Raw genomic sequence first — 25721 nt, 5'->3', positions numbered from 1 at the left:
CATGTGTTCGCAAATACATGTGTTAATACAAGTATGTGTCCTTTAGTACCAAATAAGCAGTGATCTACTTAACGGTAAAGTACTGTCTGGTCACCACACCCCATTTCTCATCCTGATACTGATCTTCGTTCCATTCACCTTGAATATTGCCAGCTTGCGCGTAGTCACCCACTACATCGCGCCAAAACTTAATTGCATGATCAGCCCCTTTTACCTGCTTGATCTCCCACGATCCACGCAAGTTATCGAACATTTTTGAGATAAACTGTTTACCGACTTTATTCTTACGAAAATAAGGCACGACATAAAAATCACAGATATCGAACTGCTGCGGCGCTTTTTCTGCAATAGAGGTCAAAGCCGCTGGAACACCGTCAATATAAAGCAGGTAACCAGTGACGTTGTCACCTAGCTGAGGGTAGATTTCAAACAGCCCATTTTCATCGGGTTTATCATCAATAATTCGCGAAAACTCAGCAGCGTAACCTTGGTACAAGTTAGCAAATACGTGCGCATTGCTGCTATCAACTTCGACTATTTTCATATACTTATCTCTGTTGTTCTTATGCTTAACCTACATCTTAGTCGCACTCTTTGGGAAAACTTAATAAAATATTTTAAAAATAACGCTAGCAATTCGATTCAAAAGGTGTATATTGCCGTCTTGCTCTGACAATTGAGTTGTTAAAGTATAGTAAGTCTTCCAGAGACATCCCTAGCAAGATACTCCCTGAAATACCCTCATATCTATATTAAAGAATGATTCTTTAAGTTCAGCGCATTGATTTCCGGAATAATAGAAAATTAACTAGTTCTATTATTTGCGATGGTTTTGCCGATCAATAATTTGGTCTAAAGCGTAAAGTAAAAACAGCGAAGCTCCGTCACTTTGGCTGTATTGTGAATATTATCTGATAGATACGCCCCCAGCACTCTAATGCTGGCATACAAAACCCTCCCGAAATCCTATACATGGTATATGTATTCGTTTGATCTACCTGCAGTGCCTTATTTATCGCACTGATATTGGTATTGCTTGATCGCGTCACCACTCTTTGCAAGAGCGGGGCATTGCCGATCGCCTTACCTCATTTGGTATATCTTCTGAGTATCCACTCTTGTGCTTGTCGATTTAGCTTCGGCGGCACCTAATTAATCTTAAAATTTAAACATAGGTAAATAATATGGCACGTTCAATCGGTCGTAAAAGATTTTGGTTTCAAAAAACTCGTTCTAATTCAACATTTAAAAAATAGGTACACGATTGCTAATTACATTTAATATTTTCAAAAATAACACAACTTGGAGTGCGAACATTCATCAGCTTAATAGTGATATTTTAAAGCGCCTTGTGCTGGCAAATAGTCCGTTAAGCGAGTTAGATTTAGACTTTTCTTTCTGTGAAGAAACATCGATGGGCAGTATTACTGGCAAAGATAATTCACAGGTGGGTGAGTTCATTGTATTTTTTTGATGATTGCGATTATTGACCGTCATTCATCAAGCCGTTCTTCAGACAATCCTCTCGTCTGTCGAATCATCGCAGTACTCACTGCGCAAGCAATGCTTTTCTAAATTAGAAAATGCACTCAGAGAACAAGGGCAAAGCCAACAGCTTTTAACCGCTAGAAATGAGAAAGACACAGCGCCACCTGTGGATTTATATGGCTTAGCCCTTACCCTTAACTCACAACCACTCAGTATTAAAACTGAATGAATCCGATCCATTAAAAGAGCCAAGCGAATACTTAGGTTTTCCAAACCCCAAATAGAAAGAAAGCCAACCATCCATGGTCAGCCTCCTTATTTTGCCTAGCTGCTTTGTTACTCGCTCAAAACAACTAGTTTAAATTTTGCTTAACGATTAACGTACGATCATCTGCTCGCGACCAGGACCTACAGAAACCATCTTCACAGGTACGCCCATTAGCTCTTCAATGCGCAATACGTATTTTTGCGCCGCTAGTGGTAGCTCTTCAAACTGACGACAACCTGTGATGTCTTCGCTCCAGCTTTCCATCTTCTCGTAGATTGGTGCTAGTGCAGCCGTTTGTGGCCAAATTGGGTTCTCGCTGTGCTCACCTTCGTAACCGACACAGATCTTTAGATCTTTCAAACCAGTTAGGCAGTCAACTTTCGTTAGCGCGATTTCCGTTGCCGCTTGTAGCTCAACACCGTTTTTAGTTGCAACAGCATCGAAGTAACCCATATCGCGAGGACGACCGGTAGTTGCACCAAATTCGCCTGCTAGTTCACGGAATGCGTCTTGCTCTTCCATTGCGGTAATTAGCGTGCCCGTACCTACTGATGAGCTGAATGCTTTCGCTACTGCAATAACGCGCTCAGGACGAAGTGCTGGTAGACCGCTACCAATACCTGCGTACATAGAAACTACGTTAGATGAAGTCGTCCATGGGTACTCACCGTACACAAGATCACGGCCCGCACCCAGCTGAGCTTCAAATAGCAACGTTTGCTGATTTGCTTGTAGCTCTTTTAGCGGCAGCGTTACGTTGCAGATAGCATCACGCCAAGGCGCCGATACTTCTAGTAGCCAATCTGCCATCTCTTGTGCCGTTTGCTCAAATTCAAAGGTTGGGTATAGCGCGCGCAGTTGCGGCAGTTTCCAATCCATCCAGAATTTAATGCGCTCAACTAGCACTTCAGGCTGTTTTAGCCAACCAACAAGGATGCCTTTTTTCATCACACGGTCGCCGTATGCAGGCGCAATACCTTGGCGCGTTGAACCGTAAGCTTTGTCACCAAGACGCACTTCTTCTAGCGTATCTTCTAGCGCGTGCAGCGGTAGACATAGCGTTGCGCGGTCAGAAATGCACATGTTTACTTTCACGCCTGACTCTTCTACTTCAGCAATTTCTTGCGAAAGTGATGCTGGGCTAATTACCATGCCAGGACCAAGAACTGCGATACAGTCTGGGTTAAATACGCCGCTTGGTAGTTGGTGTAGTTTGAATGTACCAAAGTCATTAACGACAGTGTGACCTGCATTATTACCACCTTGGAAACGGATACTTGCTGATGCTTGGTCTGCCAAATAATCAACGATTCGACCTTTACCTTCATCACCCCAGTTTGCACCAACAACGACAATAGACGACATAATTAACTCTCCTCAAAAGCGATGGACTTATCCTAAACATCGGCTCAAAATAAGAAAAATTAATAATCGTTATAACCCTAATAAGGATTTCATATGGGGATGTAACGCTAAATGCGATCTAGTTTCCGTTTAAGCGAGGATGATTATGTTAGACCTCAACTGGCTCAACACTTTTGTGGTTTTGGCGCGCTTAGAGCACTTTGGCAAAACCGCCAATGAACTGCATATGACGCAGCCCAATGTCAGTTTGCACATCAAACAGCTTGAGCAAGTGACCCGAGTTAAACTGATTGAGCGCAATCCATTTCGCCTCACACAAGCGGGAGAGCGGCTGCTAAAAAGTGCCCAAAGCACGCTGATGGAGCTGCAAGTTTGCCAAGCAGACATTAACGCTATCAATGATTTAGACCAAGGCACGTTGACCATCGCTGCCAGTGATATCATCTCGCGCTTACTGCTTATTTCGCCGTTTCAATCGTTCAAAAAGCAATTCCCGGGAATTGATCTATCGCTGTTAAACACCACCTCTTCACAAGCGGCAGAATTGGTCAAAAGTGCCAAAGCGGATCTCGGTTTTGTGATGGCGCAAAAAGAGAGCCAGCCACTGCATTTTACCGAATTACAGCAAGTGAAATGGTGCGCATTAGGTGATGGTTTACAAGCCTGGCAACAAGGTCAGTGGGACAGCAAACAAGAAGAGCCGACACTTATCTTACTTGGGCATGATACTCGTACCCGTGATCTGCTCGATCTGGCTCTGCCTACGCTTAATTTACCTAAATATCGCGTGATGGAAGTCGGCAGTGTCGATGCACAAATTGACTGGGCGGAAGCCGGCTTTGGCGTGGCTATTGTGCCGGAGTTTTCCCTGCATCCTAAACTCAATTTGAAAACCGCGATTACGCCTTTACCTGAATTTCCTACCACCAGCCTAGGCTACATTGTGCGGCAAAATCAGGTGCTTTCTCGCGCCATCAAACAGCTCTTAAATTGGGTAAGCGAAGAGATTGTGCGCTCACAACAAAGTGCTTAAACCGTTCATTTAAGCGTTGCAACTTAAGAGCAAACGCAACTGAAAAAAACGCCCCAAAAGCCTAGTAAGCATTTGGGGCGTTTTTTGAATTAAGGGTGTTACAAACCTTATGCTTGAGCGATAAGCGCTTCTAGGGCGGCTAGAGAAGCTTGTTTTTCACCCTGCATCATCACCTGCGCTTCATTAACGTACTGATCCACACCTTCTTTGACATCTTGCTGGTAAAGCACCACGTTATTCAAAATAGACGCCACCTCAAGACCGCGTAGACGACCCACCGCAAACAGCGCTGAAGTCTCCATATCCGCGCCTAAAATGCCCTTTTTATTCCAATAGTGGCAAATGGCGTCTTCATCATCGGTGTAAAAACTATCGTGTGAGCGTACGACACCAAAGTGATAAGCGTTCGTTTGACTCGCAAGGTAGTTATCCAGTGCTTTTAACAATGAGAAGCTGGCGTAAGCTGGGTAAGAGGCTTCAACGTAAGACTTTGAACCACCTTCATCACGAACAGCCCCTTCAGCTACAATCAACTCACCTAGACCAATGTCTGCCTGCATTGCCCCCGCTGAGCCAACACGCACAATATGGGTCACACCACATTGCTTTAGCTCTTCCACTGCAATGATCATTGATGGTGCACCAATACCTGTGCTGCACACTGATACGGGTACACCTTGATATTCGCCCGTAAATAAGCGGTATTCACGGTTTTCCGACACCAGCTCAGCTTTAGCAAATAACGCCGCAATACGATTGGCGCGATCAGGTTCACCACAAACAATTACCAAGGGGGCGACTTGCGTTGCATCAACACCAATATGAGGCTGTTTCAGCATGGATTGCTCCTTATACTTCTTGTACTTCAGACGGTTAGATAGCAGGGCAAACGGTTGACTCGCGTTAACCTTTCATTTTCAACCCTATGCATATCGAAGTCCGATAATAATGTGTTTAAACTACGCCAATCTTAGGCGAGTTTCTGCCATACGCAGGAGGACTTTTGTCCCGCCAAGACCCTTTTAAATCGCAGCAATGACGTAAAAAATGACAAACAAAGAACGCATCTTTAGCTTAGCGAAAAGATGGCTTTGCTTGAGACTCAAATATAAATAGAGCTGCGATTCTTGCGCCGAAATACTTTGCGGTGCCCACAATATAAACGTGAGAAAAGATGAGAATTAAACCCTACGCCAATGGTCGCTTTAATGACCTTTTACAGCAAAAAAGCGCTGCCTTTCGCCAGTTTATCTACCAATGCCAAATTGGCAGCCGTTACTTTAGCGCGGGCGAAGCGATTCTGACCCAAGGTGAGCCACTCAATTACATCTATGTGGTGCCTGTCGGTCGCGTCTCGATGAGTATTCTCGCGGCTAACGGACGCCGTTTTCAGCTTGGTGAAGCCAACTGTGACGATCATATTTTTGGTGAAATGGAATTTTTTACCCAAACGCCTTGCCAGTGGAATGTAGTGGCAGACGAGCATATGCAGGTCGACATTATCTGTTTGAAAAAACTCTCTGAAAGCTTGCAACAGCAACCAGAAATGTTGTTTTTCTTTGCCTCTGCACTGGCAGATGATTACCTAGACTCACTGGATATTTACACCAGTCGCTTATTGCACCCCATCACCTACAACATCGCTTATGATTTATTGATGCAGCAAAAAACCAGCCCAGCCTTAACTGGTTTTGACAAAGTGAATCAAGAAGCGGAACGTTTTGGCACTTCGGGACGCGTCTATCGCCGTGCGGTCAAAACGCTGATGGATAAAGAGCTTATTCGTAAAGGTGAGCAAGGGTTAGAAATTGTTGATGAGCAGGCTCTGCGCACTTTCCTCGACACCTACGAGTAGAGCAAAACACAGCGATAAAAAAACGCCACTGGCAATAAGCGAGTGGCGCTATCTCTATCCCGGCTGGTTAGGAGATCAGTGTCTATCAGCAACTGGGGGAAGCAACTGGTAGCTGCAACTAAAATGTTAAACGAACAAGCCGACGATAGCCGCGTTCATCAAGTTTGCTAGTGTTGCCGCTAGCAGTACTTTCATACCTAATTTACCAATCAAGCCAGAACGCTCTGGGATCATGCTGCTTAACGCACCACACACCATAGCTACTGAACCAATGTTAGCGAAACCACATAGCGCAATCGTCATAATCGCGGTAGTACGGGCACTAAGCTCTACCGCGCCCATGCTGGCAAAAGCAACGAACTCGTTTAGTGCAATTTTCTGACCTAAGAACGAACCTGCCGACATCGCTTCATTCCAAGGCACGCCAATTAGCCACGCAACTGGTGAGAAGAAGAAACCTAAGATCACATCAACGGTTAAGCCTTCAAAGCCGAAGTAAGCACCAATCGCGCCCAAACCACCGTTTAGCAGCGCCATCAAACCAATACATGAGATGATGATGGCACCAACGATAGCAGCAATTGACGTACCCGCAATCGCACCTTTTGCTACCGCATCAATAAAACTGGTTGGCTTTTCGTTGTCTGGTAGTTCTGGTACTTCATCAATGGTTGCTTCAGTTTCAGGAATGATAAGCTTGGCAAACATCAATCCAGCCGGTGCCGACATGAAACACGCCATGATCAGGTAGTTCAAATCTACCCCCATGCCTGCAAGACCTGCCAGAATCGAACCGGCGATCGATGATAGACCACCAACCATGATGGCAAAAATCTGTGAACGAGTAAGCACGCGGTGGTAAGGCTTAACCAATAATGGTGCTTCAGTTTGACCAAGTACGATGTTACCTGCCGCATTCATTGATTCAGCACGAGAAGTACCAAGAACGCGTTGTAGACCACCACCAATGATGCGCACAAACCACTGCATAATACCCAAGTAGTAAAGCAGTGAAGTAAGCGAGGCAGTAAAGATGATTTGCGGTAACACTTGCAGTGCCCAAACAAAGCCAATGCCATCAACACTAAAGTTCACCAAGCTACCAAAGGCGAACTTAATCCCCTCTGCACCATAGCTAAATACCTGACCTACTGCGTTAGATACCGCTAGCAGCACATCAGCACCAACTTCGGTCGCCAGAACAAAGCCAGCCACCACTAAGATAATGCCAAACGCGCCTGCTACTGCGCGCCAGCTAATTTGACTTCTGTTTTCAGAGCATAAAAAGCCCACGCCAAGAAGTACGGCGATACCGATTAATGATTGAAACATAATGATTTATCCGATGTGCGCTTTTACAGCGTTGATGACTTGTTGCGTGTGTTCATGCGCCAGTGCGATGGTCTTTTCCACATCGCCCCCTTCCTCAGGAATCGCGTTCATTTCAAACGTGACAATCGTGTCGAGAATATCCATTTCAGCCGCTTTAAAAGCGTGCTCAAACGAGCGTTGGTAATTCTCTAGCGGCATAAAGTTAAAGCCCGTTTCTGAGTAAGACTCTGCCGTAGCACCTGCGGTAATAGAAAACAGCAGTTTTTTGCCTTTTAGCTGACTGCCATCAGGACCAAACGCGAATCCATAAGTAAAGACTTGATCAATCCACTCTTTCATCACCGAAGGAAAAGTGCTCCAGTACAGTGGGAACTGCACCACTACCAGTTCTGCTTCCAGTAGTCGTTGTTGTTCGGTTTTAATATCACCGGTGAAATCTACCGCATGCGCAATCTGCCAATCTGTTTGCTGCTCAAGCAATTTCATAATCTCAGCGTTAGCAAAAGATTTGTCTAGGTTCGGGTGACCGTTAATAACAAGTACGTTCATAGAGTTGACCTATCTTGATCGTGCCTTCGTTTTCTTCTCACGCTCTAAAGCCCTACAAAGAAAAAGCGAATCGTTTGGTGTGTGGATATTTGTTGCGCCAAGCATAACGCTGGCATGATAAGAACAGGAGGACAAAAGTCCCTCTGTTTCGGTCTCAGGTCAAAAGTTTCTAAATTGAGCTTTGTTTGGTAGGTAAATGAAGAAAAGTCAGTCGATAAATAGCGCCATTAACCGATCGGCTTACAAGTACCCAAAAAAGTACTTTGATATTGGTAGCTGGTAATCACACCAGATGCATCGGTATAAAATACGTAAGTGCAGCTACCATCGAACAATTTGTAGATCAGTTCTTGACCACCATTTTCCAAGTTAGTTTTGCTTTCAGGTTCGCCCCAGTGCCCGGTCAACTGTTCAACCGATTCACCTTTCCAGCCTTCACCAAAGTAGTCTTCACCCACAAGTAGCGAGCAACCACTCAGTACAACAGCAAAACACAATAGCAACAAAAACTTCTTCATCGAATTACCTCTATTTCAATCACGATTATCATATCAAGCAAGCAAGATTAATGCGAAACAGTGTCACACATTTACAGTAGAACAAAACTGACAGTTGATATCCAAAGTCGCCATGACTTAACAAAGAACCTAAAGCACCGTACAGACACAGTACCTAGAATCTAGTCTCTCGTACCTTGGATATCACACGATTAACGCAGTTGGCTGTCTTTACTAGCGCGACGATTAAAGCCTGAGGTTGCTCTCTGGCGCGTATCTGCCTGCTGTTGACACTCGATACACAGCTCAACTCCGGGCATAACTTTTCGCCGCGCAAGGGGGATCAAATCCCCACACTCTAGGCAATATTCGGTGTGGTTGTGCTCGCGATTTAGATTGGCACGAGCACGGTGAATTGCATCGACAATGGTGGCATCGATTTGGTCTTGAACGCCACCATCTCTGGTAAATCCATTAGCCATAATGGTCTCCAAAGTGTATGAATGACTGGAGAGCCATTATGGTTTATTGATGCCAAATTGATAATAAGCAGATAAATGAATCACTATTACGCTAGAGTAATAATGTAACTGAAATGATGAATACTGCGTTCAGTGTGTACAGCGCTTGTGTAAATTAAGCTGCTGGCTCAGCTTACTCGCTAAGCCATCAAAATGCGGTAGTAACGCATACACCACCATCACAAATAGAATCGAACCAATTAAATCAATCGGACGGTGCATACCTAACCACAAGCGGCTATAAGCAACAGTCGCCGCCCAAACCATCATGCCTGTCGCAAAAGCATAGCGTTTGTGTTCCAGAAACAAGCCACCGAAGAATGCCACACAAATCGCGACGAAAATCGTATGCCCTGAAGGGAACGAATAATCGGTTTCCCCAAGCCAATGTTGCGTGCGCCAGTGGCTGACATTTTCACTCACCGAAGTAATGATCTTCTCTTGTTGCGAAGCCGAGAGCTGATAGAAATGATCTGGGTTGGGTACTAACAATTGATGCGCCAAAAGCTCTGTGTAAGGTCTTGGGCTTTCTGTCGCTTGTTTCAAGCCAGTCTTCGCGGCAAAGCCAATTAGCAAAATAAGCACTAGCTGCATTGCTTTGGCTAAATTCTGCTTCGGTGTTAGCTTGAGCATCATCACGCCAAACACCAAAATGGCTAAGGTAACAATAAATCCCCCACTTCCAGCAGAATGAGTCGCCAAGGTGAAAAACGCCCCTTGCCAATCACTGACCGGAGCCAACAACTCAATGTGACTCACTAGCAATGTCATTGGTGCGATCAGCAACAGAAGCAATGCCAGTAGAGCAAGCCCATTACGTTTGCCAGAAAGGAGATTTTTCATAACCATCAACTCATCTTATTGTGGCGAAAAGTGCGCTGTTTGAACAAAGAAAAGGAGCAAAAACGCAGCTTGCCAAGTGGCTATCAAGAGGTTGAATCGCCAACTAATTTAAGAAGTGTCGGCAAAGAGCCACTGCTCTTTGTCACCTAATGAAAGGCATATTAGCCACACGGCTTAATCGAATTATCAATTTGCTGTCAATTTGCGGAAAGTTTGCGCTTTTGGAAACGAAAGGCGAAGTAAAAAAGCCTGCTTAAATTAAACAGGCTCTGATTGAGATTTATTCGCTTAGTCTATGCATTTTTGATCGCGACGGAGCGCCCTAAAATAGCCAACGTTGTACCGTTGTGAAGCAGCGCACTCATAGTTGGATTTAACATCCCAAGCGCAGCGGCAAGCATGATGCCACTATTAACGTATTCAGCGACTTTGATGTTCTGATTGATCATCTTCATTGCAACATGAGCCAAGTTAACCGTCTCCGAAACTCCGGATAACTTATCTTGCAGTAGCACCACATCTGCGGCTTGGCGAGCAAGTTCAGTGCCTCGGCACATAGCCACGCCAACATCAGCTTTTGTTAAGGCTGGAGCATCATTCACACCATCACCGACAAACATGACATTGTGACCTTGCTGCTGCAACTGTTCGATAATATTCGATTTACTACTTGGGGTCGCTTCGGCAAACACTCGATCAAGCTTAAGTTCTTCACCTAACATATGCGCTTTATAAGCACTATCACCCGAAATCATCACCAGATGATTGATTCCTTGATTACGCAGTTGAGAAAGCGTCTGATGAACGTCTTCGCGCAGATGATCACGTAAGCCAATCATACCGATGAGTTTTTTCTCTGATGAGATAAAAATCAAGTGACGCCCTAGCTCTTCAAAGTGACGAATTTCTTGCTCTACTTCGCTAAAGTCTACCTGTTCGTGTTCTTCAAGGAAGTGACGACTTCCCATCACTAAGCAATGATCGTTAAGCGTGCTGCGTAGTCCATGAGCAATTACATATTCCACTTCACCATGTTCAATATGAGGAAGCTGATGGTTGGTTGCCGCATTCACGACGGCTTGAGAAAGTGGATGATTGCTGTGCTCCTCGACAGAAGCGGCAATCGCCAACAAATCTCGCGCACTATTTTTCGGACACAATGGGATCACATCGGTGACTTCCATATCGCCGTAGGTCAGCGTGCCTGTCTTATCGAATACACAAGTATCAACGCGAGCAAGTTTTTCAATTGCACTGCCACCCTTTAGCAAAATACCGTGTTGCGCAGCGCGATACATGATCGACTTAAAGGTCACCGGAGTGCTCAATTTCAATGCACAGGAGTAATCAACTAGAAACACAGAGGCGACGCGATTCAAGTCTTGCGTTAGAGCAAACACTGCCGCACCTATACCCAACGTAATCTTAACCCGGCGATTAGCCATATCTTGCGTGACTTGTTGAATCTCGCTCTTCTCGCTCAAAGAGTCATAGATCAACTTGGCGATCTGTGCTGTCGTCGCTTCACTGCCTACCTTATCGACGCGAACTTTTACAGTACCTTCATGCACGGTTGTACCTGAATATACATAAGCTTCGAGCTCCCGCCTTACTGGCACATTTTCACCGGTTAAAGCAGACTGGTTCACCAGCGCAGCACCTTCAACGACAACACCATCAATAGGAATCGCATCACCAGGGACAAGCTCAATGACATCGCCAGCAATAAGCTCCGAAGAACTAACTTGATCTTTGCTACCATCAGGGGTGATTCGCCACACTAATGATTCTTGAGGGCGCATCAAATCAGCCAATAGTTGATCACTATTGCGGCTGGTTTTCTGCTCCATGTATTCACCAAGGCTAATCAAGCTTTGGGTCATCATCGCCGTGCGGTAATCCCCACGCCATGCAGAAAGCCCCACCGCAATGGCGTCCAATACCTCGACCGAAATGCGCTTTTCACGCAGCTCTTCAACTCCTTCAAATAGAGTCGGTGCTATCAAAGTCGCGGTAGACAAAGCTCCCCACTTATTTGGCAACATGGCAGCCGCAAGCGTCCCAATCACGTTCATGGCGATATCACCACGAGTATATTCGTGCTCAGTTTCTTGTTGTTCTGCTTGGCTAAAATCCAGTTGAGCTAATCGGGCATTTAACACTTTGCTATTGAGCAAAGTCGTATCGTATTCAATCACAATAGAGCATGCGGCTTCATTGACACGAACATCACGAATACCTTGAATAGCCATTAAACTGTGCTTGACCCATTCACCGATATCGTGATGTTGTTTCAGCTCACTTACTTTAAAACGCACTCGCCCAGGAAAATGATGCTTGATTTGCAAACCAATCATTCCTCGTTTTTGTGCAAATTACGGTAATATTCGAGCTCTGCTTGGGTATCTTCTAAGCGCTCTTTGAGCTCTTCAACTTCGCCGCGAACAGTAGACCAAGCTTTTTCGCCAGTTGCCGCCACACCTTGCTGAAACTTCTTATTACTCAGAATGTAAGCAACCGCTGCGCCCGCGACTAATCCCATCGCAAAATGCGTTTTACTGTTTTGCTGCTTGTAAGGCTGTTGTTGATTGCTCACTTGATCTTGCTGACCGTAGTAAGGGTAGCCGTAATAGTATGGATTATTGTTGTTCATCGCTTGTCTTTTCCGTCAGTTGATCCATCAGATACACACCTGCAGCACCAACACTTAAAATAGTTAGAAGAGAGAGTACTGGACGACCCGCCATTTTTTCTGCCACATAGGTTGATGCTCCGCTCACCGCCCCCGCTTTGACGGCGGAAAGTGATGCCTGAGCAACCAACTCATTAGTTTCTAACTGACCTTTTTGGTGGTTTTTCCAGTTACTCAACACCGACGCACTACCACCAGCCATCGCACCAATAATCATGGCACGACTGGCGGCACTCAGTTTGTCGCTTGAGTTACTCATACTGGTTTCACATCTTGGTTTTCTGTTGCCACTTCTTGAGCGACTTGCGCAGGCTTCTCTTCCTCTTTTATTTCTTTATGACGCTCTACCGAATCTTGAAAACCTTGTTTACCTGCAGCATAAGTATCACGGAAGATTTCACCGCCTGTGCTGACGTTCTCTTTCACACTATGAGCGGTATTGGCAGCTGTCTCTTTTACTGCACATCCCCCCGTTTTAAGAGCATCACCCGCACCTGAGACCAAGCCCATCAATTTGCCACGTACATTTTCGTTACTTAATAGAAGTGCAGCCGCAGCACCAACCATGGCGCCTTTCCAAAACTCTTTATCGTTCATTCCTAAACTCCCTAAAATTTCTTTAAACATGCCAGCTTCTTCGCCCATCGCACCTTCTAGCATTGCTTGTGCTTGTTCGAATAAAGCGTCATTAGTTTCGCCCTGCTCCTGATGTGGCTCAGTCATTGGCGATTGCATTCCTTGATGCATTGCAGGATGCATATGTGGGTGATGCCAATTTGGCGGTGGCATCATCGAAGGGTGGCAAAACGCTGGATACTGCATCCACATCGGATGGTGCCACATTGGGGGTGGCATATAACCAGCCTGTGGTGGAATTTGCGCTTGTCCCATCTGATGATTTTGATGAGGATGGGCAAACTGGGGATGCGCCATATGAGGAGGGTAACCGTAGTAATGACCATATGGCGGTTGTTGAGTGCTTTGCGGGTCTTGATTGTACGCAGCATTTTGTTCGCCACCACCAACACCATGCGGGCTGTTATCACTCATGAACTAACTCCATTTAAATTCAAACTTTGCGCGATGGCATAACAGACTTGCTCAGCTTCTTGCTCTGTTCCCGAGAACAGGGCATCAATAAGATGAGGCTTTATCACAGCGGGATCGTATTCAAGTAAGATGCTGCCAGTCACACTATTAAGTTTGTAGTTTTTGAACGCAGGAATAGACGCGAGGGCATGTTCGATGTCTTGCACTTTATATTTCGCTAAATGCGCAACAATGCCCATTTTGTATTTCAAGCGAACTCGCCCAGGAATGTGATGGCCAATCACAACCCACTTTCTCAGTTTTAAGGCCGTGTCTACATATTGTTTCATAGAGAAAATATATACGAATGAAACAAAAAACCTACATAAAGTATGGTCATAATGCGTGCGGGTTAGTATTTTTTTGCGCCAAGTCATATAGAATGCTATTGTATACAAATAACAATAGTTATCGTTTGCATTAGGCTTTTTATGAACACTTACATTCACAAAACAAATCAAAGAGTTAGAGTAAGATCTGACTTTATAAAAGAACATCAAAAAGAGGTAGCATCACTGATATCTCAACTTGAACAGATCGATGCCATCACTGAGATCAAGCACAAAAAGCACGCAGGTTCTGTTGCGATTTCGTTCGACCCCAACGAACTAGATACAGAAAGCGTCATGGAAATTTTAGAGAGTCACGGTTGGCTGAAAAGCAACCCAAAACCCTCTTTTGTTGAAAATGCGGTGATCAGTGGCACGAAGACTTTTGCGAAAGGGATGGCAGGTATCGCCCTTTCACGCTTAGTGGGACCTTCAGTGAGCCGAGTCATTATGAGTTTAGGTTGATCGGCAAAGGATCAACTTAAGCCGACATTTGCAACTTCTTAGCTGCACATTTACAGATACCATTGCTCAAAGCCGGGCAACGTTTACACGGTGGGGACTTCATCGGTAAATGAACGATAGACTTCATAGTAGGACGCTGTTGAGCGTCCTTTTTATTGCCATCAACTGCCGGAGATGTCGCTAGACCAACTGAAGGCAGCGAAATCACATTACCATCATGAAACCAAGACAATACAGGGTTGAGTGGCGCAGCTAACTCACTTGCCACATTCACTAAGGCTTGCTGAGATACCTGCTTAAATTCATTACGCCAACCACTCGTTGACGCATGAGTGCCATGTATCGTTGGTTGTTTTGGGAGAGACAAGTTTTGTAGCTGTTTCAAAGAACGAGTCTGTGCTTTTTTCATCACATTCTTCTTAAGCTTCTTCAGCGATTTTTTCGCACTCATTTCCACTCCTGAATCACTCTTCTCGATAGAACAACTGACGGTAAGATTATCAAAAATACGAGTGAAAATAAATATCATTAACATTTTATTTCATAAGTAGACTCATTCCATATTCCTTTACTAAAGTTGATGAAGATAAACCATTTCAGAATATTCCGTTATGGTTTAGTCTTATCGGTATAAATCCTTGTTATCAAAATATGCATCATGCTAAATCCATTGTGGCTTAAAACCTTTGTAACCTTGATTGAAACTGGGCACTTTACGCGCACAGCAGAAAAATTGTTTATGACCCAGCCAGGGGTCAGCCAACACATCAAAAAGCTTGAAGCTGAGTGTGGCTATCCGCTGATTGAGCGTAATAACAAAAGCTTTGATATTACCTCTCAAGGACAAGCGGTTTTTGATTACGCCAAAGAGATGCAGCAGCGCGAGTCTGTGTTGCTCGCGAGCTTAGAGCCGGATTCACCTTTCAAAGGCACCGTGCGTATTGCCTGCTCTGGTTCACTGGCTCTGCTGCTCTACCCGCATCTGCTCGATATGCAATGTCAGCACCCTGCTCTAATCTCGCAAGTTGAAGCCGCGCCAAAACGCAAAGTATTGGCAGACATTCTTTCTGGCGAAGCTGACCTAGGGATCGTCACGAGTGTGCCAACCGATAAGCGCTTAGTGAGCAAAAAGCTTAGTGTTGAGCCGCTGTGCCTTATGTTGCCAGTGGCTTTTGCCGATCAACCGCTTGATCTGGGTAAGTTAAAGCAACTGGGTATGATCAATCATCCTGATGCCGAAAACTGCTTAAGCCTTTACTGTGAGAGTTGTGGGGAGAATTGGTTGCAGGAACTGCGCTTTGATCAGCTGCCGATCTCTGGTTACGTCAACCAGCTGAGTCAGATTCTATTGCCGGTTTCCAAAGGTCTCGGCTTTACTGTATTGCCGCAAGGGGCATTGGAGAGTTTTCCCTACAAAGACAAGATTGCAATCTACCAAGCCAAGCAACAAGTCGCGGAAGATCTTTATTTGGTCACCAAGCAACGAGGCACAGTACCGCTTCGCTTTAACACCATTATTGAACACATTGAAACAATTCTCTCGCGCTAATTTCTTCGCTCAATTTTTACAGCCCCAGAAACTGAAAAAGAGCCGTTAGGCTCTCTTTTCACACTCAGACTATTTTATGCTTCTAGCACGTCTTGTCCCGTCATCTCACAAATCAGTAATGCGTCAGAGGTATCGACATGCAGCCCCATCATGGGTAATCCGTGTTGGCATACCCAAGAGCCAAAAAACACGCCTATAGCGATTGCTAGAAATGCTAAAACTAACATAGCGTTACCTCTCATTGGTTTAACAGATACTTACAATCTACGCCTTGAAATTCCGTTAGTCAATCAAGTGAATAACAAAAGCGATACAAGGTCACAAAATTTATGCCAAAAAATAACGCTATATACGCTGACTTTTTGTTCGATTTGATAGGCTTAGAAACTTGTCACATTTCTTTCACTAAATATGATTAAAATCACACTCCAATGCCCGTGATATCTAGCCTGAACACGAGAAAAACTTGGCATTAAACATGCTTGATATATACAAGCGGCAACGCTTTAGTTAAATAATTGTTTTAATTAAATTTAATTATGGTGGCATTTTTATGACTTTTAATTGTCAAACTGATTATAGTGAGATGTCAGCCATATTAAGAGTTAAAGACAACAGGATTTCGGCACAAAAATGTGATCAAAATCCTAGCTATCGAAACCGAACACAGCTACATTCAAAGAGTTCATGAGGAACTGTATTCACACATGCGCATATCGCAGCAAGAATTAAGTGAGGAAATTTCATGAAGAAAATGAGAAAAGCACAATTACATCGAATTCGCATTCAATACTGGAAAGAAGTGAATAAACCAGTAACGAAATCGTAAATTGTGGATAAAAAAGCAACGTATAAGCTGGCTCTTTAGCCAGCTTTTGTATTTTTGGTCACGAGTAAATTAGCGAGAACGCTCGATAAATAACGCCTGCAGCATCCGGGCATGTCATAAGCAAACACGCCCCAGAGGAAAACGGTAGAATTTAGCCGTTACGCGACTTTATCGTTGGTAGGCACCATACCGGCCAACTCTTGTAGGATTGATAACGTCGATCTGGCAAAAATGTGCTTATCTTTCCAGCCAACCAATTGCACCATTTTGACTTTGCCTGAGATAAGGCTTTGGCGAATGATTCGATTGACCATCTGCACCTCTAAATAGCGCTCTGTGCCCACCAACGTTTGCGGGCAAAGAGAAGCTAAATCAATGCTTAACACTACTTGATCGCAATGTGCTAGATAGCTTGCTAGCTGCTCTTTCATATGGAAACGCTGACTAAACTGGCATTCAGGCAATGTTAACCAATCACAGCCAAGATCTTCTGCGTATTCAAGGGTTTTATCGCTTTGACGGGCACCATCAATCCCCATACAAAACAAACGTATATCGTTGAAGCGCGCCAGCGCGAAGTGGTAGGCAGAGCCTATTTCCGGCTCTAGGGTTGGCTTTATTTCAAATTGATTCCCAATATGAATAATGCCGAGTTCTTTATTTCGGCTACTGAGCAAAGGAAGTGCATGGAGCACTCCTTCGGTGCAATTGCTAAAAACAACAGGCAGTGTATGCGAACCAAGATAGCGACTTAAATTGAGCTGAAAGCGGCCAATCATCTGTTCTGACAACATATAGTGACCGCCATTTAGCCAGCGGCTCTGCTCTTGCTCTGCTAACCAATCAAACACATCCTGCAAGCTCTGATCAGCCATTTCGAACTCAACATGCTTCATAGGCTTAATTTTCTGAGAAATACTCATTAACACCATAGAAAAAGCCGATACACCAGTGACACTGTGTGTTTTATTGCGTCGAAATAGGCCAAACATATGCATTACCTTTCTGGGGGCAGAGCCCTCGCTGCTTGAAGTACGTGAAGGATGATCCTTTGCTGATTTTGTTGAACTCGATGTGCCGGTGCCATGACTGAAATCGCGCCCACCAGTTTTGATCCTTTCATCACTGGAGCACTAATACCTGAAACGCCGGGATCGATCTCTGAAGTACTGAATGCATAGCCCTGCGCTCGGATCGCATCAAGATCTTGCTGCCACTCATTAATACGGTGAGCCTCTCCAAAATAACGCAATATCTTTTCTCGGCGCTGTGCAGGCATAAACGCCAGCATTACTTTCGACGACGCGCCGCGCAGCAACGGCTGGCTTTGACCTTGTACATAGCTACAACGCAAGGCTTGCATACTTTCTTTACGGCTAACGCAAAGCGCTCGATACCCAACAGGCACCATATAAGCTGCCATTTCACCAGTCTGCTTTTGCAGGCGATTAAGTACGGCATCAACTGCATCTAAGTCGTGTTGGCTGGTTTCATAGCTGCGCATCAAAAGTAGCGCTGCCGGACCGATGATCAAGGTTTTGTCACTTGGACTTTCCTCAATCAAGTTCCACTCTTTGAGTAACTTAAGGTGACGATACAAGCTACTGATTGGCGTCCCTAAAAGATCGCTAAGCGTTTTGGCTGTTACAGGCTCATCATTGACCGCAACTTGCATTAGCAATTGCAGTAGCTTCTCATTGACCTGACCGGAATTTTGCTTCATCAAATTCACACTTATGTTTTAACGTTTCGGGTTGGATTGACCAAATTGTATTCCTAGAATATGAGAATTTATAAAGACAAAAAATAACTGATTCTCACAAAATGAGAATGTTGTTTTTTTTATTGATTTGCAATTATGACAAGTCAAGGCGTTTGACCTAAACGCCTCAACATTTGTGTATGATAGGTCGTATCGGTAAAGCGCTGTAAACGCTTATACTTAGCTAATAAGTGAAGCGACCGATATGATTGGTAAGATAAAAAACTGCCAATTCTTGATATACGAGAAAATACAATTAATCATCAACCAAGAACTAGTGGGTTGAACTAGTTATAAATCCTCTTCTAGCATTTCTTCATCAATCAATGATGAACACTCAACCTTAAATTGGTTATAAGAGAAAACTGCCGCGCCATGCACGCGTTTGGTTGTCACCTTGTCATCACCAAATTGAACAATAGCGCGGGTATAAACCCGTTTGGTTGCCTGCACCGTGTTTTCTGCCAGCAAGCGCTCAAACTCCTCATTATGAGTATCACGAGCCAGTTTTATCTTCTCCAGTTTGATGCTTGCCGCGACTTTGCTCTGCTCTATCTGAGCTTCTTCTTCGGCTGAGCGCTCGGCTTTAGGGCGTTTCTTAAACTCCAGTTCGCGTCGAATCACTTCCATGGTTTGCTCTTGAGCAAGTTGGTAGTGTTCACGGTACTTACTCTGACGTTCCTTGTGCATTTTGTAACGAGCAAAAGCTTGCACATAAGTTGCCGTGTCGCCTTCAACGCCTAAATTGACACACACCACTTTGCCGCCAACTTTGGCATTACCCCCACTGAGAGTGCCTTGACGCCCAGTTTGATCGGATACCGTTAAGTTGTTGCCACAACGAATTTCGTTGTTCATGCAGTGGATAGCTAAGTCAATATCATGCCCGGCTTGTAGCTCTGCAAACTGGGCGTAATTGGCTTTGATTGACCCACCCGCTTTTAAAATACATGACTTGCTCTGATTGTCAGAAACATTGTGCCCGATAATACCTTTAGCTACTTGAATATCGCCTTGTGCTTGAATATTGGCTGACTCGACAAAACCACCGATAGTAATGTTGCCCGTCGCACGGACTTTCATATCCGATTCAACGTTACCTTTAACCAAGACATTACCTTTAAACTTCACATGTCCGGTAGCAACACCAATAGTTTCTAGGACCAAGACATCGTCCACGTCGACACCAAACTCACGCAAGATCGGCATACCGGTAAGATCAGCAATCAAAATATTCGGATCTTTTTCACTGATCACTGACCCTTTACCTTCCTTGAAAGGAAGATCTTTACCATCTTGAGCTGTGATCTCTTTGCCCTGAACGGTAAGCCCCGCTTGACCTTGTGTTGCGGGGATCCGCCTCATTAAGGGCTGCCCTTTCGCCACACTGACCGTCTCGCCAAGGTTAAGCATATCCACTTTGCCTGTCTCATCTTCAACCGGCGCTAGTATCTGCTTGGTGACATCTTTAACGAGAGGCACAAACTGGGCATCTTTTCCATCAATCGGCTTCTTACCCATCGCGATCGGCTGGGTAAATTGTTTACCTGGAGCAAGTTGGGTACTCACCACCAGCACTTTCTTTAACGCGAGTTTGTTAATACCTTTGGTGACAGATGCGCTTGAAAGGGCTTGAACCAGTTGAACGCCACTAAGCGGCTTACCACCATAGGCACCGGTCACAATCATGCTGGCGAGCATGTTATCTTCTGCGATAACCATCTCTAGTTTGGCGTCGAGCTTTTCAGCAATCACAATGCCATGAAATGATTCAGATTTGCCTTCTTTGGCAAGAGTAAGAAAACGGAGGACTTCTTCTTCGTATAAGAAGAACACGTGAGCGTTGAGCTGTTCTAGTACTGCATTTAAGCCACCTGAGTCCATGTCTCGCGGTAGCGACATTTCATTTGGTAACTTTGCAATCACTTGCTTTCCATCGTCAGAGAGCGCGACGATCTCTTCCCACATGCTTCACCCATTCCGGTATTGTCCTTATTCTCAGTGTATATAAGTTACGGTGATATAAGTATGAAAGCGCTAGCATTTTCCGGCATATGTCGCCTAATTTTCCCATTGAGAGGTAAAAATTTGTGTCTAAGCAATGGGAATTTTATACAAATTGTCACATCCAATTGGAACAGATATCACTGCTCTTGTCGCTTTTTGCTGAGTCATCGATAAATAGTGAGTGGGAATTTTCCGATTTTTACCTGCGCCGCCACGTGCCTTCTCCGGCTGAAAAAGCGATTAGGGTTTACACTTAATGGTATTTCCTCAATCGCTGGAGTTGCCATTGCCTGCCTTGTTTCGCCGACTGCTACGCCTTATGTTGCTCAGTTTCCTTACCGCCACTGGCGGGTTGTTTTTGCCCTTAGTGTTGGCGCAAGATCTCCCTAGTGATAACGCCATCCAATCAGAAATTAAACAACTAGAGTCGCTTTCACCTAAAGATGAAGCATTGATAGCACAATACACCAGTTTACAAAGCCAACTTGCCAATTTTGAAACATTGCGTCAGCAGCGAGATAGCTATCGGCAAACCATTACTCAATACCCCACCCTACGCGAGCGCCTCAATCAACAAATAGATAAAGCAGATCAATTAAAGATTTTCAATACCGACAAGCTGCGCAGTTATAACGATTTATCCCAAGCGATAGCCTCCCTACAAGCGGCAATGAATGACTGGCGTTCCACCTACCAATCAAACAGTGAACAAGCTAACAAACTCGGCAAAGACCGCACCGAATTACCGACCGAGCTTGCCGCGCTAGACAAACAAATTGAGCAGACATCGCTCAATAAAACCGAAACAGGGACACAAATCGACAAGTGGCTCGAGTCTGCCAGCCTCGCAGAACTAAAACTTAAGCGTGACGTTACCTCAAGCGAGCTGCAAAGCTTAGACGAGCGAACCGAGTTACTCAGGCTTGAGCAACAGCTACTGGATAAAAAAATTCAAATCGCCTCTCCCTTGATCATCGTTCTGCAAGAGCGCCTCACTCAGGTAGAACAGCAATCTGTTCGCGCACTAATTGCGCAGGCGCTTGATGTCAGTGATCAGGTTGAAAAAACACATCCCGAGCAACAAGCTAACGTTGATCAGTTGCGTCAATATGCCAATGAACTGGAGCGCGTATTGGTCGACATCGATAACACACGGATTGAAAATCAAAAAACAGAATCGTTACGACGTGGGTTAGCCGAAGAGCAGCAACTGATAAAACAGAACCTATCATGGCTGCGCGATAGCACCGCCTTTGGCGCGTCGATTCGCGCCCAACTACGCCGTTTACCAAGTAATGTCGACCGCAACACCATTCCCGATACCATCGCCAATACCCACGTCAGAAAATATGAAATTAGCCAACTGCTGAGCGACTTCGCTCTAAGCCAGCTTTCAGTTGAAGGTGATACAAAACCCAAACCAAGTAAACCGTTAGACGAGCTGACCAATCAGCTGCTCACCCAGCTATCGCAAGATTATGAAAAGCTCATCGTTGCGCTGGGCAAACTGCAACTCTCTCTCAATCAATACGCCATCGAAGTAGACAACGCGCGCACATTTCTCAAAGAGCAGCAGCTTTGGACACGCAGTAACGTGCCACTTTGGCAGCACATCACCCAACTAAACAGCCTAGTTTGGTTTGGCTCTGACGCACCACTCCAATCGACATGGTCGCGTCTCGATCATCAAAAGCTCAAGCTCGTTAGTGCACTATTTGCTTTCTACTCTTTATTATTTTGGTTTATCTATCGCAAACTCACTCAGCACTCTTTGGTAAAGCGCGATGAGTTTAAAGCGGTATTTGGTCATCCGCTCAAAGATCGCTTCCACAATAGCTTAACTCTACTGGGCTCAACCTTAATTCGTGCTGTTGTGATGCCAATTTGGTATGTACTCACCGCAGGATTACTCTTTTGGCTACTCCCTAGTGACAACACTAGTGACTTTAAAACGCTAATTGCTGGCAGTGCTATTTCACTTTTTGTGGTGGAGTTCGCCTACACCATCAGCAGTCAAAATGGCTTGCTGGCGCTGCATCTCAATTGGATCGACTCTTTATGCCAATACCTGCACAATCAAAGTCGAAAAGTACGCTGGCCATTTACCCTATTTCTGTTTGTGATCTTAATAGTCGAGCTGATCGCAGGAGATAACGAAGCCGAAGCTTCCCGAGTTTGCTTTTTGATCTTTATCTTAAGCCTAACCTCTGTTTACGCAGCGTTACTAAGAGCCGACCGTATTCCTGCCACATTGCCTAACTCACTTGGTCAGGGAATGGGGTTATTAGTCCTTAAAGGGCTGATTATGGGCTCGATGCTAGCGATATTTGTTATGGCTGTAATGGGGCTTTATATCGCGTCTTGGATGTTGCTCGTCTATCAGCAAGCCACCATTTTCGTCATTTTGGTGATTTTACTTATCTATCAACTTGCTGAACGTTGGCTCAAACTCGAACACCGACAACTGAATTACCAACGCTTACTCGCTAGACGAGAAGAACTGATCGCCCAACAACAAAAACAAGCCGATGAGCCACCTGAAATTGCCGAGCTAAGAGAAGATCTTCCGGAAGTTGTCGAGCAAAGCCTTGCAAGCGAGCAAGTTAGTGAACAATCACTCACTCTGTTGCGCGGATTATCTCTGATAGGTTTGGTGATTGCGATCTTAACGCTGTGGTCAAGTGCGCTAGAAATGACCAGCTTGTTAGATAAAGTGGTCGTGTGGCAAGTAAGCGAAGCGATTAGCGGCGGTACCGCCTTGGTTGATGTGACTTTGCAGTCTCTAATCTATGCCCTAATCACCCTGCTTGTCACCTTTGTTGGTGTCAGGAACTTACCCGGTATACTCGAGCTTTTGGTGCTCAGACGCTTGGAACTTGCTCCGGGGACCGGGTATGCCGTCACCACGCTGCTACGCTATTTAATTTTGATGACGGGCGTGTTGTCTGCCTTTGCACTATTAGGCTTCCAATGGTCTCGTTTGCAATGGTTGGTTGCCGCTTTTGGCGTGGGATTGGGTTTTGGTTTGCAAGAAATCTTTGCCAATTTTATCTCAGGCTTAATCTTACTATTTGAACGCCCGATCCGAATCGGTGACATTGTCACAATCAATGAACTATCCGGTACCGTCAGTAAGATTGAAACTCGTGCCACTACCATTATTGATTGGGACAATAAAGAAATCGTGGTGCCTAATAAAACCTTCATTACTGAAAAATTAATTAATTGGTCGCTGACAGATTCGATCACCCGAATCGTGATCCCAATTGGCGTTGCCTATGGATCAGATGTGGAAAAGGTTGAAGATCTGCTCTATCAGGCTGCACAACAGCACCCACTGGTATTAAATGATCCGCCCGCTTCCGTTTACTTCTTAGCCTTTGGCGCAAGCAGTCTCGATTTTGAATTACGAATACACATCAATTCGATCGATCATCGCTTGTCGACTATCCACATCATCAATAAAAAGATCGATCAGTTATTTAAGCAGCATGATATTGAAATTGCGTTCCCACAGATGGACTTGCATGTACGGGACTGGCCTGAGACGCCGGGATCTGAATCGGCTGGATAAAAAGCTCCCTATGCGAGAGAGCTTTTGTGCTTAGGTAGGTGCTAAGCAACTGAAAGAACAATTTTCCCCACGTGACGTTTTTCTTCAAACGTCGCTTGAGCATCATTGATATCTTTTAAATCAAAGACTTGAGCTAGAATCGGTTTAATTTTCCCTGACTCAATCACTTTAACTAAATTATGGAAAACTTGCGGCTCAAGCACTGTGCAGCCAAAGAAGCTTAAGTCTTTTAAATAAAGCGTTCGCACATCAAGCTCAACCATTGCGCCGCCAATCGCCCCCGAAACCGCGTAGCGCCCCTTTGGTTTCAATACTTTAAGTAACTCGGACCATTGCTTGCCTGCGACGAGATCGATCACCACTTCAACGCTATTGTGTCCTAACACTTGAACAAGATCGTCATTACGATCCACGATAACATCAGCGCCAAGATCTAATAGTTGCTGCTTTTTCCCCGCACTGGTGATCGCGATCACTTGGGCTCCGCGCGCTTTCGCAAGCTGTACTGCCGCCGATCCCACTCCACCTGACGCGCCTGTGACTAGCACCGTATCTCGCTGCGAAACTTCAGCGCGCGTTAGCATGTTTTCCGCTGTAGAATATGAGCAAGGAAAGGTTGCTAGTTCCACGGATGAGAGCGGACTTTCGATTGGATGGGCGTGCTTTACCGAAACAACAGTATATTCAGCAAAGCCACCATTACATTCTGAGCCAAAATACCAAGGCGATTCTAATGGCTGGCCATTAACTTCTTGCAAGCTTGGTTCGATGAGGACACGTTCACCAACGCGTGCTGAATCAACGCATTCACCAACGGCTACAATAACGCCACATACATCCGCACCTTGGATTAGAGGTAGCTCCAGAGCTTTGCCTGACCAGCTTGCATCAGTGCTGTCGTTGTCACCTTTAGAATACCAAGCAGTGCGAGTATTGATATCAGTATTGTTGACCCCAGCGGCTAATACTTGTACTAGCACCTCATGCTCTTTTGGCTTTGGCACCGTAATATCTTCGCGATAGCGCAGCATTTCTGGACCGCCGTGTCCGATAAGTTCAACGCCTCTCATATGTGTAGGAATATGCATTATTGTACTTCTCCATTTAATAGCGCTGTCGCTAATTGTTTTGCACTGACTAACGATTGCTCACCTAACACCGTCCATGAGTTAGAAATTCCTTCATGGATTAGCAGCAAACTGGTGGCAAATTGGGGTTGTTGGCTCTTTTCAGACAAAAGTTCCATTACATCAAGTTTATGTCTGGTCACCGCTTGGCGAATTTCTTGGTTATCTGGGAATGCGGCGATGGCGTTGCTCGACATACAACCATTGGGCGCACACTCTTGCATCCATTGACCCAATTTATCAAACACGTTCAGCACGCTCTCTAAACCCTGTTCGCTATTCCCTTCAAGTAGAAGCTGCAAATAGCGCTGATGACGATGCTCCAAAGCAGCTGCGATCATCTGCTCTTTGGAAGCATAATATTTGTATAAGGTTCTTAAGCTAACGTGACATGCATCCTTTAATTGCGAAACGCTGGGCTCAGCGAACCCATACTGGCTAAATGCTTTTTCTAGATCTGCCGCTATCTGTTGTTTAAGCACGAATCATCACCTCGGTAGAACAGTTATTCTACTCACAAGGTAAAGTGATCATTCTACCTTGTCAA

25 protein-coding genes are annotated in these 25721 nt (G+C 45.0%); 5 read left to right on the top strand and 20 right to left on the bottom strand.

The window, feature by feature from the left end; all coding sequences use genetic code 11:
* Positions 1-64 precede the first annotated feature (64 nt).
* Together DPF93_RS04220 and DPF93_RS04210 are read right to left on the bottom strand one after the other, a co-directional pair.
* Complete coding sequence (locus DPF93_RS04220) at positions 65-544, bottom strand: hypothetical protein (protein WP_114764973.1); 480 nt, start codon at positions 542-544, stop codon at positions 65-67.
* A gap of 1320 nt (positions 545-1864) precedes the next feature.
* Entirely contained in the window at positions 1865-3121 is a 1257-nt protein-coding gene (locus tag DPF93_RS04210) for an adenylosuccinate synthetase (protein ID WP_114764971.1), read from the bottom strand.
* A gap of 145 nt (positions 3122-3266) precedes the next feature.
* On the opposite strand from DPF93_RS04210, the gene DPF93_RS04205 reads away from it, so the two are divergent.
* Positions 3267-4154 (top strand): LysR family transcriptional regulator, encoded by an 888-nt coding sequence (locus DPF93_RS04205; protein ID WP_164675312.1) that lies wholly within the window; start codon positions 3267-3269, stop codon positions 4152-4154.
* 107 nt (positions 4155-4261) lie between these two features.
* Here the strand turns inward: DPF93_RS04205 and DPF93_RS04200 are convergent, their stop codons facing one another.
* Positions 4262-4993: a nucleoside phosphorylase gene (locus tag DPF93_RS04200; RefSeq protein WP_114764969.1), complete on the bottom strand. Its 732-nt coding sequence runs from the start codon at positions 4991-4993 to the stop codon at positions 4262-4264.
* A 335-nt stretch (positions 4994-5328) separates the two neighbouring features.
* Here DPF93_RS04200 and DPF93_RS04195 point away from each other — a divergent pair, with 335 nt between their 5' ends.
* Entirely contained in the window at positions 5329-6009 is a 681-nt protein-coding gene (locus tag DPF93_RS04195) for a Crp/Fnr family transcriptional regulator (RefSeq protein ID WP_114764968.1), read from the top strand.
* Between the two features lie 126 nt (positions 6010-6135).
* On the opposite strand, the gene DPF93_RS04190 is transcribed toward DPF93_RS04195, so the two are convergent.
* The 10 genes from DPF93_RS04190 to DPF93_RS04145 all read right to left on the bottom strand — a co-directional run bounded on the left by DPF93_RS04190 (position 6136) and on the right by DPF93_RS04145 (position 13822).
* Complete coding sequence (locus DPF93_RS04190; protein WP_208638765.1) at positions 6136-7347, bottom strand: NupC/NupG family nucleoside CNT transporter; 1212 nt, start codon at positions 7345-7347, stop codon at positions 6136-6138.
* Complete coding sequence (locus tag DPF93_RS04185; RefSeq protein WP_114764966.1) at positions 7348-7890, bottom strand: NAD(P)H-dependent oxidoreductase; 543 nt, start codon at positions 7888-7890, stop codon at positions 7348-7350.
* 227 nt (positions 7891-8117) lie between these two features.
* On the bottom strand, positions 8118-8408 hold the full coding sequence (locus tag DPF93_RS04180; protein ID WP_114764965.1) for a membrane lipoprotein lipid attachment site-containing protein: 291 nt from the start codon (positions 8406-8408) through the stop codon (positions 8118-8120).
* Positions 8409-8599: 191 nt separating this feature from the next.
* Complete coding sequence (locus tag DPF93_RS04175) at positions 8600-8869, bottom strand: DksA/TraR family C4-type zinc finger protein (protein ID WP_114764964.1); 270 nt, start codon at positions 8867-8869, stop codon at positions 8600-8602.
* Positions 8870-8998: 129 nt separating this feature from the next.
* The gene (locus DPF93_RS04170; protein ID WP_114765156.1) at positions 8999-9751 is read right to left on the bottom strand and encodes a phosphatase PAP2 family protein; all 753 of its coding nucleotides are present in this window, start codon (positions 9749-9751) and stop codon (positions 8999-9001) included.
* Positions 9752-10044: 293 nt separating this feature from the next.
* Entirely contained in the window at positions 10045-12108 is a 2064-nt protein-coding gene (locus tag DPF93_RS04165; RefSeq protein ID WP_114764963.1) for a heavy metal translocating P-type ATPase, read from the bottom strand.
* Entirely contained in the window at positions 12105-12404 is a 300-nt protein-coding gene (locus DPF93_RS04160) for a YtxH domain-containing protein (protein ID WP_114764962.1), read from the bottom strand. Before DPF93_RS04160 ends, DPF93_RS04165 begins: the two co-directional genes overlap by 4 nt.
* Entirely contained in the window at positions 12391-12702 is a 312-nt protein-coding gene (locus DPF93_RS04155; protein ID WP_114764961.1) for a magnetosome protein MamC family protein, read from the bottom strand. The genes DPF93_RS04160 and DPF93_RS04155 overlap by 14 nt, the downstream gene beginning before the upstream one ends.
* Positions 12699-13493, bottom strand: a complete 795-nt coding sequence (locus tag DPF93_RS21450) for a YtxH domain-containing protein (protein WP_244204672.1) — start codon at positions 13491-13493, stop codon at positions 12699-12701. The genes DPF93_RS04155 and DPF93_RS21450 overlap by 4 nt, the downstream gene beginning before the upstream one ends.
* Complete coding sequence (locus DPF93_RS04145; protein ID WP_114764960.1) at positions 13490-13822, bottom strand: HMA2 domain-containing protein; 333 nt, start codon at positions 13820-13822, stop codon at positions 13490-13492. The genes DPF93_RS21450 and DPF93_RS04145 overlap by 4 nt, the downstream gene beginning before the upstream one ends.
* A 141-nt stretch (positions 13823-13963) precedes the next feature.
* Here DPF93_RS04145 and DPF93_RS04140 point away from each other — a divergent pair, with 141 nt between their 5' ends.
* The gene (locus DPF93_RS04140) at positions 13964-14326 is read left to right on the top strand and encodes an HMA2 domain-containing protein (protein ID WP_244204671.1); all 363 of its coding nucleotides are present in this window, start codon (positions 13964-13966) and stop codon (positions 14324-14326) included.
* 16 nt (positions 14327-14342) lie between these two features.
* On the opposite strand, the gene DPF93_RS04135 is transcribed toward DPF93_RS04140, so the two are convergent.
* Complete coding sequence (locus DPF93_RS04135) at positions 14343-14777, bottom strand: hypothetical protein (protein WP_114764958.1); 435 nt, start codon at positions 14775-14777, stop codon at positions 14343-14345.
* Positions 14778-14984: 207 nt separating this feature from the next.
* Between DPF93_RS04135 and DPF93_RS04130 the strand changes: the two genes are divergently transcribed.
* Positions 14985-15875 (top strand): LysR family transcriptional regulator, encoded by an 891-nt coding sequence (locus tag DPF93_RS04130; RefSeq protein WP_114764957.1) that lies wholly within the window; start codon positions 14985-14987, stop codon positions 15873-15875.
* Positions 15876-15949: 74 nt separating this feature from the next.
* Here the strand turns inward: DPF93_RS04130 and DPF93_RS21265 are convergent, their stop codons facing one another.
* The 4 genes from DPF93_RS21265 to DPF93_RS04115 form a co-directional block, all read right to left on the bottom strand.
* On the bottom strand, positions 15950-16102 hold the full coding sequence (locus DPF93_RS21265; protein ID WP_164675311.1) for a hypothetical protein: 153 nt from the start codon (positions 16100-16102) through the stop codon (positions 15950-15952).
* A gap of 760 nt (positions 16103-16862) precedes the next feature.
* Complete coding sequence (locus DPF93_RS04125) at positions 16863-17696, bottom strand: arginase family protein (protein WP_114764956.1); 834 nt, start codon at positions 17694-17696, stop codon at positions 16863-16865.
* Between the two features lie 5 nt (positions 17697-17701).
* Positions 17702-18427 carry an IclR family transcriptional regulator gene (locus tag DPF93_RS04120; protein ID WP_164675310.1) on the bottom strand — a complete coding sequence of 242 codons (726 nt, stop codon included), beginning with the start codon at positions 18425-18427 and terminating at the stop codon, positions 17702-17704.
* A gap of 330 nt (positions 18428-18757) precedes the next feature.
* Positions 18758-20434: a DUF342 domain-containing protein gene (locus tag DPF93_RS04115; RefSeq protein ID WP_114764954.1), complete on the bottom strand. Its 1677-nt coding sequence runs from the start codon at positions 20432-20434 to the stop codon at positions 18758-18760.
* 295 nt (positions 20435-20729) lie between these two features.
* Between DPF93_RS04115 and DPF93_RS04110 the strand changes: the two genes are divergently transcribed.
* On the top strand, positions 20730-24047 hold the full coding sequence (locus DPF93_RS04110) for a mechanosensitive ion channel domain-containing protein (protein WP_244204670.1): 3318 nt from the start codon (positions 20730-20732) through the stop codon (positions 24045-24047).
* 41 nt (positions 24048-24088) lie between these two features.
* Here the strand turns inward: DPF93_RS04110 and DPF93_RS04105 are convergent, their stop codons facing one another.
* The gene (locus DPF93_RS04105; protein WP_114764953.1) at positions 24089-25135 is read right to left on the bottom strand and encodes an alcohol dehydrogenase family protein; all 1047 of its coding nucleotides are present in this window, start codon (positions 25133-25135) and stop codon (positions 24089-24091) included.
* Positions 25135-25656: a TetR/AcrR family transcriptional regulator gene (locus DPF93_RS04100; protein ID WP_114764952.1), complete on the bottom strand. Its 522-nt coding sequence runs from the start codon at positions 25654-25656 to the stop codon at positions 25135-25137. The genes DPF93_RS04105 and DPF93_RS04100 overlap by 1 nt, the downstream gene beginning before the upstream one ends.
* Positions 25657-25721 lie beyond the last annotated feature (65 nt).

Origin of the sequence: Vibrio rhodolitus (assembly GCF_003350325.1) — a bacterium.
Classification (GTDB): Bacteria; Pseudomonadota; Gammaproteobacteria; order Enterobacterales; family Vibrionaceae; genus Vibrio; species Vibrio rhodolitus.
Note: the sequence above shows the minus strand (reverse complement) of the source record. Positions and strands in the feature narration are given on the sequence as shown.